Source organism: Planococcus sp. CAU13, from assembly GCF_000775575.1.
Lineage (GTDB): Bacteria > Bacillota > Bacilli > Bacillales_A > Planococcaceae > Planococcus.
In genome coordinates, this window is record NZ_JRGN01000275.1 from 1 (window position 1) to 14,158 (window position 14,158).

Sequence of the window (14,158 nt, forward strand, 5' to 3'; positions counted from 1 at the left end):
TCTTATGCCTTTCAGAGCTTAACGGGCGCTGTCGCTTTTCTGATTCATTCATACGTGTAATAAGATCCAAGCGATTTCACCGTACAGCCGAGCGCCGCGAGTTCCTGGAAAGCTCCCTGCATCATCGGCGACTTCTCATCATCCACCACATCGGCGATGAAGAAATAATTGCCGAGGCCGGTTTTCAGCGGACGCGACTCAATTTTGCTCAAGTTGAGCTGACGCCAAGCGAACACTGACAGCACCTGGTGAAGCACGCCGGAACGGTCGTCTTTCGGCGGCGAAATCATCAGCGTCGTTTTGACCTGTTCACTGTGTGCAGGATTGGCCAGGTGATGGTTCGTTTTTGCCAGCACATAAAAACGCGTATGGTTGAAATGGAAATCATGGATTTCACGGTGAACAATCTTCAACCCGTATTTATGGGCTGAGAATTCATTGCCAATCGCTGCAATATTGCGTTCCGGCAGCTCACTGACCATTTTGGCCGCAGCCGACGTCGAGCTGTATTGCTCGAGCGGTGTATTTTTATACGTGTAATAAAGGAATTTATGGCATTGTGCCAGCGCATGCGGATGCGAAAAGATCGCTTCGAACGTCTCGGAATCCGCATTGTCGGGATGCACCATGAGATGCTGTTCGATCGGTGACAGCACTTCCGCCGTCACATAAAGCTGAGCTTCATGGAATAAATAATCGACCGTCAGCGGCACTGAGCCTTCCAGCGCGTTTTCCAGCGGCACAACCGCGTAATCGACATTGTTTTCAGCAACTGCCTCGATACACTCAGGTATGGTCGTATAAGCGATCAATTCCCCCTCCGGAAACGCCTTCAGCGCCGCCAGATGGGTAAAGGAAGCTTCCGGCCCCAAAAAGGAAATTCGTTTTTTCATCTGCTGCCCAACCATCAAACCACTCCCAAATTAAAATGATCCACTCGATACCACATCGGCTGCCTCGACGAAATCGAGTTTTTTCAGCTGCTGCAAAAAGACATCCAGATCCTGGTCCATCGCCGTCACATCCAGGGACAAGGTGACATTGGCACGCCCCTGGATCGGAATCGTCTGATGGATCGTCAAAATATTGCAGCCCGCTTCGGCAACCGCCTGGAGCAGTGTGGCAAGCGTGCCCGACCGGTCTTCCAATTGAAGGAAAATCGTCAGGATCCGTTCTTTGACAATGGAATGAAAAGGGAAAACAGCGTCCCGGTATTTATAGAAAGCCGAACGGGACAACCCGCTCTTATCCACGGCATCCTGTATGGAAATGTCATCGCGCTGCAGCATCCTCTTGACTTCGAGCGTTTTCTGCATCGCTTCGGTCAGCACATCTTCACGCACCAGGAAAAACCGCTGTTCTGAAATATCCTTCATCCATGTCCCCTCCAGATTTACTCAGTAAATTCAAATTCAAATTCAAGCAGACGGACAGTATCACCGTCTTCAGCACCGCGTTCACGCAGCGCATCATCGATTCCCATGCCGCGCATCTGGCGGGCAAACCGGCGGATCGAATCTTCACGCGAGAAGTCGGTCATCTTAAACAGACGCTCGATGGCGTATCCGCTGATGACATAAGCGCCGTCCGGATCACGCGTAATCGAGAAGCCGTCTGACTCGGATTCGTGCTTGTAAAGAACTGTGCTTTCCGATTCGTCGACTTCTTCGTCGACCATCGGGAATTCCGGTGTGACTTCCAGCAGATCCGCAATCGCGAACAGCAGATTGTTCAAGCCTTGTCTGCTTAACGCGGAAATCGGGAAAATCTTCGCATCTTCCGGCAACTTCTTGCGGAAAGCTTCGAGGTTCTCTTCAGCATCCGGCATATCCATCTTATTCGCAACGATCAGCTGCGGACGTTCAGTCAAACGCATATTGTACTGTTTCAATTCTTCATTGATTGTCACATAATCCTCATACGGATCACGGCCTTCCATGCCGGACATATCGATAACGTGGACAATGACGCGCGTCCGTTCGATATGGCGCAGGAACTGGTGGCCAAGGCCGACGCCCTCATGCGCGCCTTCAATCAAACCAGGCAAATCCGCCATGACGAAGCTGCGCTGGTCTTCCGTTTCAACCATGCCGAGGTTCGGCACGATTGTCGTGAAATGATATTCGGCGATTTTCGGTTTGGCAGCCGAAACGACTGACAATAGGGTCGATTTCCCGACACTCGGGAAGCCAACAAGTCCGGCATCCGCCAGAACTTTCAATTCCAGAATAACATTTCGCTCAAAACCTGGCTCGCCTTTTTCGGAAAGTTCAGGCGCCGGATTCTGAGGTGTCGCGAAACGCGAGTTGCCGCGTCCGCCACGTCCGCCTTTGGCGATGATCGCCGTTTGGCCGTGTTCCACCAGGTCCGCAATGGTTTCGCCTGTGTCGGCGTCTTTTACGACTGTGCCCGGCGGAACTTCGATCAATGTGTCCTGTGCTTTGGCACCGTGTTTATTGGCGCTCATGCCGTGTGTTCCGCGTTCAGCCTTGAAAATCCGTTTATAGCGGAAATCCATCAGCGTCCGCAAGCCCTCTTGTACGACAAAGACGATATCTCCGCCTCTGCCGCCGTCACCGCCGGCCGGTCCGCCGTTCGGTACATATTTTTCGCGGCGGAATGCAACCATGCCATCTCCGCCGTCGCCACCTCTAACATAAACTTTTACGTGATCTACAAACATATTATCCCTCCATCTGTGCGCTTACAATGATGTTCGTATTGTCCGCTGCAACTCTTTTTCGTGCCAATAAACCCGGTATCGCCGGCAACTCTGTGTCCGGCTCTTTCGAATCCAGTTCCAATTTGAGAATAAAATCGGAGCCGTTTTCTTCCATTAAAATGCGGCAGCTGTATGGGGATGCCGCGCCGGTTTCCTTTTGTGCGTCTGCTGCTTCGGTGAAGAAGCGTTCCAGCCACTCAGCAATTGCCGCATCTTTCGCGGAAGCGCCTCTTTTTGCGGCACATCCCAGATGAAAACGGAAATCCGGAAAACGCCATTCTGCCGTCAGCAGCCAGTCCTCGGTCAACGGCATCTTCAGCGCCGCCAGCCTGCTCAGCTGCACAGCCGCTTCGGCATGCGATCGAATGATCGATTTCACTTCCTGCTCATGCCCTAGATCAAGTTTCATCCCGATCAATTGTAGCTCGTTCAGGAAATCGTGGCGCGCATGCCGAAGCGCTTGTGCCACCGTAAACGGGTTATCCATTCTACTCACGTCCCACATTTTCTTCTTCTCTTCAGTATACCAAGAGAATACCAAAAAAGAAAAAGGACTGCGGAAGCAGCCCTTTTGTTTTTATTAAGCTTCTTGTGCAACTACTGGGTATACGCTCACTTTTTTCTTGTCGCGGCCGTAACGCTCAAAGCGCACAACACCGTCGATTTTAGCGAAAAGTGTGTCGTCTCCGCCACGTCCAACGTTCTCACCTGGATAAATTTTAGTACCGCGTTGACGGTATAAAATTGAACCACCAGTAACTTGTTGGCCGTCTGCACGTTTAGCGCCAAGGCGTTTAGATTCTGAGTCACGTCCGTTTCTCGTTGAACCTACACCTTTTTTGGATGCGAAAAACTGAAGATCTAATCTTAACATTCTGTCCCACCTCCTAAGCTGTGAAGGTTATATTAATATATTCTCCATAGTCTTGTTCAATCGTTTTCAATGAAACAATCATGCTGCGGACAAGGAGTTGCACCTGTCCATCCGTTTTCTCATCGAGGTCATCCGGGAAACCGACCTGTAAATAGCCGCTTTCACTCTGCTCGATATGCGGCTCGATTCCGGTAAGTTCCATGATGGCGTTGACTGCTCCAAATGAAACAGCTGATGCGCCGGCACATACCAGATCCTGCCCATGTTCCGCAAAGTCCGCATGGCCCGACATCTCGAAAGCCGAAATGCGTCCTGACGTTTCTTTAATTATAACATGAATCATTCTTACAGGTTAATTGCGTCAATCGTCAATTTCGTGTATGGCTGACGGTGACCCTGTTTTTTACGGTAGTTCTTTTTAGCTTTGTATTTGAAGACGGTGATTTTTTTCTGTTTGCCTTGTTTTTCAACTTTAGCTGTAACAGTAGCTCCTTCAACAAAAGGAACACCCACTTTAGTGTCATCTCCACCTACAAATAGAACTTTGTCAAATGTGATCACGTCACCAGCTTCTCCGTTCAATTTCTCAACGTAGATTTCCTGGCCCGCTTCAACTTTGATCTGTTTTCCACCAGTTTCAATAATTGCGTACATATCCTTGCACCTCCTCTTAGACTAAGACTCGCCTATCCAGGTGATCCGCGTTGCTGCTGCGAATGCTTGCATACCCGATTCGAGCGGTTGTAGCACGGTGCGCTACAAACATAACATTAGAATAATACCATGTGGAGCGGGTCGCCGTCAATAGATTTCTTGGATTGGTGAGGTTGTCTGATCGGAAAGAGTTTCATCTTTGTAAGAAAAGAGTCTTTCTATATAAGGAAAGAGTCTTCCTTTATTAAAATTAGCCGTTTTTATTCGAATTAAACTATTAGAAGCTTTTCGTGCTGGAAATATTATGCATTATTATTGTGGGATGCGGAAATGAGCTGGTTTCTTTGATTTTCGACTTATTAGCAACCACACATTGGAAATATTATACTTATTTAAAAGTTGGGGTGCGGAAAATTGCATCTGAGGTGCGGAAATCTCCAGTTGAGGTGCGGTCTTTGATGGTTGAGGTGCGGTTATTTGCTTTTGAGGTGCGGTCACGAATAAATCTGCTGAAAATACTCAATCAAAGCATCTCTATTCTCTTTTATATAGCGTATGCCTCTTTTATTACTCTTAGTAGTCGACTTTTCTAACAATCGATATAGAATGTATTTATCTTCCACCCTCAGCCACTTATAAGCAAAAGTGGTGGGCAACTCCAACCCAAACAACACCGCATACTCCTGCAGCGCAAACTCGTGTGCATTTGATGACACGCCTCCACACCTTCCACATCGCCACTTCCGATCAATCCACTCACACGAAATCCGTCCACACCCCAAACACCTCACCCCCGCCTCCAAAGACTCCCTCGTCAGCTTATGCTTCTTCAAAAGTTCAGGACCGTTATAATGCCCGCGGCTGCGCCGCAATAAAACCTCAAATTCGTCCAGGTTGAGAGACAGCTTTGGGTCAACAAGCTTCTCCAAGTGGAACGGCAAATAATCGAGGGCAATGATCGGATAAAGTTTTGGCGGAACAGCAACTCTTCCCGAACGGCTCGACAGTACAATTGTGCCATGCACTTTGCGGCTGAAAAACTTTTCGGATGCTTTTACGGCTCGGTGCAATTGAGTCTCAGGGTTGCGCATGCCTTCAGTTCGGCCTTCTATGATGCGGTGAAATTGAAAATTTGCCGAGTCGAAATAGAAGTCTCCGACCATATTTTTTACTTCCATCACTGAAATAAGATGGGCATGCACAAGCAGAAAGTCAACTTCTGTATATCCATTTTTATAAGGCAAGGATAAGCCATGGTAGATGGAGAATTTACCTTCAAGATCCAACTCCCGCTCGAGCAGCTCCTTCGTCCGCTTCTCCCCTGCCGCTCCCGCCAACGCCCTTTTTAACTCTCTGTATACTTCATCTCTTACTGAATTCCCCATCGGCAATCGTTCATAAAGCACGACTAACTTCAAAACTTTAGCTTCCAACCCGCACCCCGTTTCTTTTTCCTTCCCAATGCACAACCCACTAACTATTAAAAAAAACAAAAATCCCCCGCAATGTTCTGCAGGGGACCCAGGTTGTATTAATTTTATTTAGCAAAAATCGCCTTAATCTTCGAAAACACGCCTGTGCTTTGCTTGTCCATCGTCATGAGCGGCACGGATTCGCCTAAAAGGCGGCGTGCGATGTTGCGGTAGCCCATAGCAGCGCGGTTGGCCGGGTCCATGACGACGGGTTCGCCGCGGTTCGAGCTGGAGATGACGCTTTCGTCATCGGCTACGATGCCGAGCAGGTCGATCGACAGGTGGGTGGTGATTTCGTTAATGTCGAGCGCTTCGCCAGCTTTCATGAGATGCTGGCGGATGCGGTTGATGATAAGTTTTGGCGGCTCGATGTTTTCTTCGAGCTCGAGCAGGCCGATGATGCGGTCGGCGTCGCGGACGGCTGAAATCTCAGGCGTCGTGACGACGATGGCGCGGTCAGCACCGGCAACGGCGTTTTTATAGCCCTGCTCGATGCCTGCCGGACAGTCGATGATGACGAAATCGTAATCTTTTTTGAGTTCGGTTACGAGTTCCTTCATCTGCTCCGGGTTGATGGCGTTTTTATCAACCGTTTGCGCGGCCGGCAATAAATACAGCATATCGTCAAAACGCTTGTCTTTGACTAGGGCCTGATGCACTTTGCAGCGGCCTTCGAGAACATCGACAAGGTCATAGATGATGCGGTTTTCAAGTCCCAGAATCACATCGAGGTTGCGCAGGCCGATATCGGTGTCGATGAGGCATACTTTTTTACCTTGAAGAGCCAATGCAGTGCCGAGATTGGCGGTGGTTGTCGTTTTGCCGACGCCCCCCTTGCCTGATGTTATGACGATTGCTTCTCCCACATTAGCTTCCTCCTTTAAACGTTGAAATTTGCGGCCGGATAAACCGCAGTTCCTGCAGACGGTCGATGACGATATTCTGGCCGTTGCTGTGCAGATACGCACATTCCATTTCGGGCTGTTCGGACAGCACCGTCAGTTCGTCAGTCATTGTTTCAATTAAATCGTCGATCATCAGATGGGTCGCTTCCAGCCAGGACGCGGCGATGACCGCCTCGCGGTTGCCGTTCGCGCCGGCATGGGCAATTCCCTTAAGACGGCCCAGCACGTAGATATTGCCGCCGGCGACCACTTTGCCGTTCGGGTTGACATCCCCGACGACGACAAGATCTCCTTCTGCTTTCACTACCTGCCCGGAACGCACAATGCCGACATATGTCTCGGACTGGCGTTCCTGGATCCGTTTATTGCTTTCTTCGACGGAAATCACTTCGCTGCGCATCTTGGACACCCGCAAATGCGAGTTGTTCTGGATGGTCGCGACAATTTCCTTGTATTGGGCTTCGGTGCAATAGCGGTAGCCCAGATGGAGCTGCACTTCGGCGCTGCCATCGAGCGCAGGGTCCGAAACCTTGGCTTTCAGTTCGCTCAGCAGATCCACATAGGCGCACTGGTCGTCGAACTGCAGCACAAGGCCTTCTTTCGTTCCTCTTACATAGACAAGATTCTTCAAAAATTTCGTCACCTGCACTTCCAATTAAAAATAGCGTCTTTCATTAAATATATCTTCTTTTATTGACATCAGATTTACTGTTTTCACGCTCGAGCAGACGGGCCACGATGACCTGTTTGAATGCCCAGCCAAGCATGGCCAGGAACAGGGAATTCGCGACCATGGTCGGCAGCAGCCGTGACATCAGGAAAATATCCGCCGGCACCGACACGAGGGAAATGACGGAAAAGAAAAGATACAGGATAAATTCAAAAAGAGCCGTCAGGAGCAGGGTCAGGAGGGTGGCGACAAATAGATTGCGGTGCACCGACTTGACGATATAGCCCGCTATGAGGCACATCAATGGATACAAAAAAGAATACAGTCCAATAATATCAATGAAAAAGACATCGTACAAGAGGCCGAAAAATAAACCATAGATCATGGCGCGTTTGGCATCATAATAGACAGTTACGAATATCAGGAACATCAATAAAAAACGGGGCACAATATAATAATATTCCCCGTCGAGCTGCAACGGGGAAAAGAGGCCAAAGACAGGTTCAAGGAAAAACAGGACGAGTGCAATCAGCGGCAGGATATAACGGATCATGATTCATCTTCCTCCGCAGCCGCTTCTGCCTCTGCCGCTGCTTCGCTTTCTGCCTGATCGCCGTCCGGCATGGCGCGGTCAGCGATGATGACGTGGTTCAATAATGTGAAATCGGCTGCCGGCTTAACGTAAGCAAGTTTGGTCAGACCGAATTCATCAATGGAGACTTCCGTTATTTCCCCGATGATGATGCCTTTCGGGAAAATGCCGCCAAGGCCGCTGGAAACGACTTGTTGTCCGACTTCCAGTTCGATTTGTGCATCGATTCGTTTCAGCAGCAGTTCGCGCCGTTCCGTATCATAGCCTTCGATCAGGCCGAACACGCCTTCCTCACCGCCGAGCACCATGGCGGAAACCCGGTAATTCGGATTTTGTGTGGAAACCAGTTCGACCGTCGACGTCGACGCCGTCACCAATGCGACTTTGCCGATCAGCCCTCTCGCCGTCATGATGGCCATATCGGGTTCGACGCCGTCCGACCTGCCTTTATTCAAGATAATCTTTTCTTCCCATTGATCGGGGTTCCGTGCAATGACGGTCGCCTGGATGGGATTGTAATCCCGGAGATCGGCTTCTTTGCCGACGATTTCCTTCAATTGATCGTTTTCGGAACGCAGGTCGGTCACTTCTGCCTGCACAGCCGCAAATTCTTCCAGACGGCCTTTCAAATGCTGATTTTCCTTATATGTATTCAAAAGTGAATCAACGTTGTCGAAAATGCCTGTGACGAAATGGGCCGGCCCGGAAAACAGGCTCTGGCCGGCTCCGACCGTGTCTTTGATGATCTGTTCAGGAAAGGAGACATTGGCCCGATCTCGCAGGGAATAGGAAATTAATGCTACGAGCACAATGACTCCGAGCATTAACAGAATTAGCCGCTTGTTCGATAGGAACCTGGACATGGCAGCAATCCTCCTTACTTATTTAGTTGATTGCATGTGACGGATCTGATCCATATTGTCAAGTGCTTTTCCTGTGCCGATTGCCACGCAGTCGAGCGGGTTTTCAGCGATCAGGACAGGCATCTGGGTTTCATCCGAAATGACTTTGTCGAGATTTTTCAGAAGGGCTCCGCCACCTGTCAGGACGATTCCGCGTTCCATGACATCAGCCGATAGTTCCGGCGGTGTCGTTTCGAGCGTTTTCTTGACGCCATCGATAATGGCCATCACTGATTCCTTCAGCGCTTCAGCGATTTCTTCAGAAGAAATTTCAATCGTTTTCGGCAGGCCTGTGAGAAGGTCACGTCCGCGGATGTCCATCTTCAGCGCTTTTTCTTCGGGCGTCGTTACACGGGCTGAGCCGACTTCAATTTTAATGGCTTCAGCTGTACGTTCGCCGATTGTCAGGTTATATGTCTTGCGGATGTATTGCGTGACTGCCTGATCCATCGCATCTCCGGCAACCCGTACGGATTCACTCGTCACGATGCCGCCAAGCGAGATGACTGCAACTTCCGTCGTTCCTCCACCTATATCGACGACCATGCTGCCCATTGGTTCCCAGACAGGAAGATCTGCACCGATTGCTGCTGCAAAAGGCTCTTCGATCGTATAAGCTTCACGTGCTCCCGCCTGGCGAGATGCATCAATGATTGCGCGCTGCTCAACGGAAGTGATCCCGTAAGGCACACAAATTATGACATTCGGCTTTTTCATGGAGCCGCCGACTTTTTTCATGGCTTCTCTCATATAATATTTGATCATTTCTTTTGTCGTATCAAAATCTGCGATGACGCCGTCGCGCATCGGGCGGATGGCCACGATCGATCCTGGTGTCCGGCCGATCATATTGCGCGCGGCGTTTCCGACTGCGACGATCTCGCCTGTGTTCGTATTTTTCGCTACTACGGAAGGTTCACGCAGAACAATCCCTTTATTTTTAATAAATACCAGTGTGTTAGCAGTTCCTAAATCGATTCCTACATCTTTTGATCCCATTCCAAACACGCGAATACTTCCCTTCTTTATATGCCAAATAGCCATAGTGATTACACAATACTACTCATTATAGCTGAAAAACATAGAAAGTAACAGTCCTACATGTATCCCTTTTCATTCAAAGAAATGAATTGATGGTCCCCTATGATCAAATGATCCAAAAGCTCGATGCCCACGATGCTGCCTGCTTCCATGAGCCTTTTCGTTACAGCGATATCTTCCGGCGATGGGGCGGGATTCCCAGATGGATGATTATGGGCACAGACGATGGATGCAGCGGACCTGCGCACGGCTTCACGGAAGATTTCCCGGGGATGCACGATGCTCGCGTTGAGGCTGCCGACAAATATTGTCTGCCTATGCAAAACCTGGTTTTTAATATTTAAAAATAATACTACGAAATGTTCCTGCTTGAGTGAAGTCATGTCCGCCATCAAATAGGAGGCGGCGTCTTTAGGGGAACGGATCGTGAATTTCGCATCCGTCTGTTTGGAGGACAGGCGCCGGCCAAGCTCGACCGCGGCGAGCAATTGCACCGCTTTCGCCTGGCCGATGCCGTTGATGGCAATCAGTTCTTCGATGCTGGCATCTTTCAGCTGCTGGATCTGTTCAAAATGGTGCAGCACCCGGTTCGACAGATGCAGGACAGACTCCTGCCTTGTGCCCGTGCGCAGCAGAATGGCTATCAATTCCTGATTCGACAAACTCGTCGCCCCCTGGTTGATCAGCCGTTCACGCGGGCGGTCTGCTGTATGGACATCACGGATCATCATCGTCTGTTCCTTCAGCATTCGACGCGTCTCCCTGACAGGCTGATGTATCCGGCGTCGGCCAGTTTCCGTGCCAACCGGGCAACCGGCAAGCCGACCACCGTGTTGTAATCGCCGTCTATTCTCTCGACAAATAAAGCCGACAGCGTCTGGATGCCGTATGCGCCCGCTTTATCATAAGGGTCATCCGTATTCGTATAGGCGTCGATCCAGCTTTCATCCAGCTCATAGAACGTGACACCCGTCGTCTCATGGAATGACATCTCACTCGCCCCCGCCTTCACCGCCACTGCCGTAATCACCTCGTGGCTGCGTCCCGACAGTTTGCGGAGATAGGCCATCGCCTGTTCCTTGTCTTCCGGCTTCAGCAGAATTTCGCCGTCACATACGACGATCGTATCCGAGCCGATCACCAGTGCATTGGGGTGCTGCTTCGCGACGTCCGCCGCTTTCATTTCCGCGCAATTGATGACGTAGCTGAGGGCACTTGGAAACTGTTCAGGCTTTGGCTCTTCTTTTTCACTTGGCACTATCTGAAAATCAAATCCGAGCAGCTGCAGCAATTCACTTCTCCGCGGTGACTGCGAGGCAAGGACAATCGGTTGAGTGGTTTTGAAATACATGGAAAACGCCTCCTTTTTCCTTAAGAATACCACCGGCATGAACCATGTTTCAAATGACGAAAACCTGTTTTTGGCGGCTGATGGCTGTTCAAAAATGAAATTTGGGACCACGTGAAATTATTTCCGGCGGCATTGCTCGAATCGTCCATGAAATTTCCCAGTTTCATGACGCTGAATCATTGGCCCAACAGCGATGCGGCTTCTGTCCCGCAAACAATCTCAGAATAATAAAAAGGTATCCAATGTTCCCATTATTAGTACTTCTTTAAAAAGGGTTTAATCTGTATTCATAAACCTTTACAATGATAACGGATTTCACATTCTGAAAATTTCCTATTTCGAAATAACGAATAGGAATTTTTTATTTTGAAAAGAGGTTAATAATATGGAAAAAAAGCGAAATGGGCTCTTTCAGAAGTTTCTGGACGGAGTCGAATTCATCGGCAATAAATTACCGCATCCGGTGACTTTATTCGCCTTGCTCGCCCTGATCGTGCTGGTGCTGTCAGCCGTCATTTCGGGCTTCGGCATTTCAGTCGAGCATCCCGGCCAGGAAGGTGAAATGGTCGAAGTCAAGAATTTGCTGAATGCGGAAGGCATCCAGTATATCTTCACCAGCATGGTCGCTAACTTCATCGGCTTCGCACCGCTCGGCGTCGTCCTTGCAACGATGCTTGGTATCGGAATTGCGGAACGCACAGGATTGATCTCAGCCATGCTGCGCGGCTTCGTGCTGTCCGTGCCGAAATTCCTGATCACTGCCGGCCTCGTTTTCGCCGGTATCATGTCAAGTGTTGCTTCTGACGCAGGTTATGTTGTCCTGCCGCCGCTTGGAGCAGTTATATTCGCAGCACTCGGACGTCATCCGCTTGCAGGTCTTGCCGCTGCGTTCGCGGGTGTATCCGGTGGATTCAGTGCCAATCTGCTGCTGTCAGCTACTGACCCGATGCTCGGAAATCTGACCATCGCTGCTGCCTCAATCATCGATCCGATTTACGCGGAAGGCATGAACGTCGCGATGAACTATTACTTCATCATCGCATCCGTCTTCGTCCTGACGGCTGTCGGTGCATTCGTCACTGAAAAAATCGTAGAACCGCGCCTCGGTGAATACAAAGGCGAGTTCCGTGAAAGCCTTACGGGACTTACGAAAGAAGAAAAGAAAGGCATGCTGTGGGCTGCAGTTTCATTCGTTATCACAGCGATCGCATTCGCTATGCTGATCGTACCTGAAAGTGGTGCCCTTCGCGCTGAAGACGGCGGAGTCATCCAATCGCCGTTCATGTCGTCACTCGTGCCGATCATCCTGATCCTGTTCTTCGTGCCAGGTCTGTTCTACGGAATCGCCACAAAGAATATCAGAAGCGATAAAGACGTCGCCAATCACCTGACTGATACGATGGCTTCGATGGGCATGTTCATCGTCCTGGCGTTCACCGCTGGACAGTTCGTTGCCTATTTCGCCGAATCAAACATGGGCTTGGTCATCGGTGTCTATGGTGCAGAGTTCCTGGAAAGCGTAAATCTGACAGGCATTCCATTGATTCTCGGTTTCATTGGTATTACAGCGATTATCAACCTGTTCATCGGAAGTGCTTCCGCTAAATGGGCAATGATGGCTCCGGTGTTCATCCCGATCATGATGAAACTCGGCTATTCGCCGGAGCTTACTCAAATGGCTTACCGCATCGCCGATTCATCAACGAACATCATTTCACCGTTGATGACCTACTTCGCGATCATCATTGCATTTGCACAGAAATACGATAAGAAAATGGGTATCGGTACATTGATCTCAGTCATGCTCCCTTACTCCATCATCTTCCTGATTGTTTGGGCAATCATGCTGATCGTCTGGATGCTGCTCGGCTTCGACCTCGGACCCGGCTCACCACTGCATTACAATAATTAAGGATACGAATAAAGCCAGCGCAGATTTTTCTGTGCTGGCTTTTTTTAATATGTTTTTATTATTTACATGTTGAATAAGTTAGGAATTCCTCAGTTCAATTGGAATCCAGTGAAATTCCCTTCCCGCCTCTTGTAATTAAAGTATTGATTCTTTCCATACCGGTAATGATCGGCTTTGCACGCTTTATCAAAGTTTGTGTAGCTTCCAGAGACAGAGACGCCTGATGAGCATTTTCATCGCTCCACACTTCATACACATAGACAGCGTTAGTTTCTTCTTCCGCAACATTTACGAGATAAATTTCGCATTCATCCAGATTTTTCATTGATTCTGCAGCTTCCAGCAATATATTTACCAATGTGTCCCGCTCGCCATCTTTTACAATAAGCTTACCAAATAACCCGAATTTATCCATACGATCCCCCTCAGTTTTGACCTTCATTAAAATTTCTATAAACAAGTATAATTCTCCTGTAATTGCCTGGATTAAATATTTCCTTTAACTATCAATAGAATTTTTATGGTTAATTTTTCATGTCTAATATTCCCCCATCCCTGGTATGGCTTGTGCCGTTCCTGATTTTTTGCATTTTTTTGTTTTCCGGATTTATTTTAACTGGTTTTTTACCTTGCTTTCCTATACTGAAATTACAAAGACTATGGATACTTCTCCACTCTGTGAAACGAGGTGCAATACATGGCTGTGCGTGACCAAAGTCAACCACTAAAAAAATCCATCTGGCTGCTCATCATCCTGAACGCACTCGACGGTATTCTGACTTATCTCGGCCTGACCCGTGGCATCGTTACCGAAGCCAACCCTCTCCTCAGCTCATTCGCGCCGTTCACGATTTTAGGCATCAAACTGTTCCTGTCGCTGTGCCTGTTCGGCCTGCTCTTCACAACATTCGCCGGCATCCGTACAAATTTCTGGCGCTACACGCTCCTGTCCGCCAATGCGCTGTACTCCATGATTCTCGCTCTTCATCTGTATTGGTTACCTTTTTTATTCATCTAGAAATCTCCACACAAAAACTCCCTGAAGAAATTTTTCTTCAGGGAG

At 49.1% G+C, this 14,158-nt stretch carries 18 protein-coding genes and 1 other annotated feature; of the genes, 2 read left to right on the forward strand and 16 right to left on the reverse strand.

What is annotated here, in order from left to right:
• Window positions 1-44: 44 nt before the first annotated feature.
• From pheA to KW93_RS13105, 15 genes are all read right to left on the reverse strand, one after another.
• Window positions 45-908, reverse strand: coding sequence for a prephenate dehydratase (pheA, locus tag KW93_RS13035; RefSeq protein ID WP_033543469.1), 864 nt, complete (start codon window positions 906-908; stop codon window positions 45-47).
• 15 nt (window positions 909-923) lie between these two features.
• Entirely contained in the window at window positions 924-1,376 is a 453-nt protein-coding gene (locus KW93_RS13040) for an ACT domain-containing protein (protein ID WP_033543470.1), read from the reverse strand.
• Window positions 1,377-1,393: 17 nt separating this feature from the next.
• On the reverse strand, window positions 1,394-2,683 hold the full coding sequence (gene obgE, locus KW93_RS13045; RefSeq protein ID WP_033543471.1) for a GTPase ObgE: 1,290 nt from the start codon (window positions 2,681-2,683) through the stop codon (window positions 1,394-1,396).
• Between the two features lies 1 nt (window position 2,684).
• A complete protein-coding gene (locus KW93_RS13050; RefSeq protein WP_033543483.1) occupies window positions 2,685-3,209 on the reverse strand; it encodes a Spo0B domain-containing protein in 525 nt (174 codons plus the stop codon).
• A gap of 93 nt (window positions 3,210-3,302) precedes the next feature.
• A complete protein-coding gene (gene rpmA, locus KW93_RS13055; RefSeq protein WP_033543472.1) occupies window positions 3,303-3,596 on the reverse strand; it encodes a 50S ribosomal protein L27 in 294 nt (97 codons plus the stop codon).
• A 13-nt stretch (window positions 3,597-3,609) separates the two neighbouring features.
• Window positions 3,610-3,939 carry a ribosomal-processing cysteine protease Prp gene (locus KW93_RS13060; protein ID WP_033543473.1) on the reverse strand — a complete coding sequence of 110 codons (330 nt, stop codon included), beginning with the start codon at window positions 3,937-3,939 and terminating at the stop codon, window positions 3,610-3,612.
• A gap of 2 nt (window positions 3,940-3,941) precedes the next feature.
• A complete protein-coding gene (rplU, locus tag KW93_RS13065; RefSeq protein WP_033543474.1) occupies window positions 3,942-4,250 on the reverse strand; it encodes a 50S ribosomal protein L21 in 309 nt (102 codons plus the stop codon).
• Window positions 4,251-4,264: 14 nt separating this feature from the next.
• Window positions 4,265-4,349: a sequence feature (ribosomal protein L21 leader region), on the reverse strand.
• 395 nt (window positions 4,350-4,744) lie between these two features.
• The gene (locus tag KW93_RS13070; RefSeq protein ID WP_235318420.1) at window positions 4,745-5,668 is read right to left on the reverse strand and encodes a nuclease-related domain-containing protein; all 924 of its coding nucleotides are present in this window, start codon (window positions 5,666-5,668) and stop codon (window positions 4,745-4,747) included.
• 119 nt (window positions 5,669-5,787) lie between these two features.
• A complete protein-coding gene (minD, locus tag KW93_RS13075) occupies window positions 5,788-6,588 on the reverse strand; it encodes a septum site-determining protein MinD (protein WP_033543475.1) in 801 nt (266 codons plus the stop codon).
• A gap of 1 nt (window position 6,589) precedes the next feature.
• Window positions 6,590-7,270 carry a septum site-determining protein MinC gene (gene minC / locus KW93_RS13080; protein WP_081987024.1) on the reverse strand — a complete coding sequence of 227 codons (681 nt, stop codon included), beginning with the start codon at window positions 7,268-7,270 and terminating at the stop codon, window positions 6,590-6,592.
• Between the two features lie 31 nt (window positions 7,271-7,301).
• Window positions 7,302-7,850, reverse strand: a complete 549-nt coding sequence (gene mreD / locus KW93_RS13085; RefSeq protein ID WP_033543476.1) for a rod shape-determining protein MreD — start codon at window positions 7,848-7,850, stop codon at window positions 7,302-7,304.
• Window positions 7,847-8,752 (reverse strand): rod shape-determining protein MreC, encoded by a 906-nt coding sequence (gene mreC / locus KW93_RS13090; protein WP_033543477.1) that lies wholly within the window; start codon window positions 8,750-8,752, stop codon window positions 7,847-7,849. Before mreC ends, mreD begins: the two co-directional genes overlap by 4 nt.
• 18 nt (window positions 8,753-8,770) lie before the next feature.
• Window positions 8,771-9,799, reverse strand: coding sequence for a rod shape-determining protein (locus KW93_RS13095; protein ID WP_033543478.1), 1,029 nt, complete (start codon window positions 9,797-9,799; stop codon window positions 8,771-8,773).
• A gap of 89 nt (window positions 9,800-9,888) precedes the next feature.
• Window positions 9,889-10,581 (reverse strand): RadC family protein, encoded by a 693-nt coding sequence (gene radC / locus KW93_RS13100; protein WP_033543479.1) that lies wholly within the window; start codon window positions 10,579-10,581, stop codon window positions 9,889-9,891.
• On the reverse strand, window positions 10,575-11,183 hold the full coding sequence (locus tag KW93_RS13105) for a Maf family protein (protein ID WP_033543480.1): 609 nt from the start codon (window positions 11,181-11,183) through the stop codon (window positions 10,575-10,577). Before KW93_RS13105 ends, radC begins: the two co-directional genes overlap by 7 nt.
• 385 nt (window positions 11,184-11,568) lie before the next feature.
• Here KW93_RS13105 and KW93_RS13110 point away from each other — a divergent pair, with 385 nt between their 5' ends.
• Window positions 11,569-13,095: an AbgT family transporter gene (locus KW93_RS13110; protein ID WP_033543481.1), complete on the forward strand. Its 1,527-nt coding sequence runs from the start codon at window positions 11,569-11,571 to the stop codon at window positions 13,093-13,095.
• Between the two features lie 94 nt (window positions 13,096-13,189).
• On the opposite strand, the gene KW93_RS13115 is transcribed toward KW93_RS13110, so the two are convergent.
• The gene (locus tag KW93_RS13115; protein WP_033543482.1) at window positions 13,190-13,510 is read right to left on the reverse strand and encodes a putative quinol monooxygenase; all 321 of its coding nucleotides are present in this window, start codon (window positions 13,508-13,510) and stop codon (window positions 13,190-13,192) included.
• Window positions 13,511-13,792: 282 nt separating this feature from the next.
• On the opposite strand from KW93_RS13115, the gene KW93_RS13120 reads away from it, so the two are divergent.
• A complete protein-coding gene (locus KW93_RS13120; protein ID WP_052131626.1) occupies window positions 13,793-14,113 on the forward strand; it encodes a DUF5658 family protein in 321 nt (106 codons plus the stop codon).
• Window positions 14,114-14,158 lie beyond the last annotated feature (45 nt).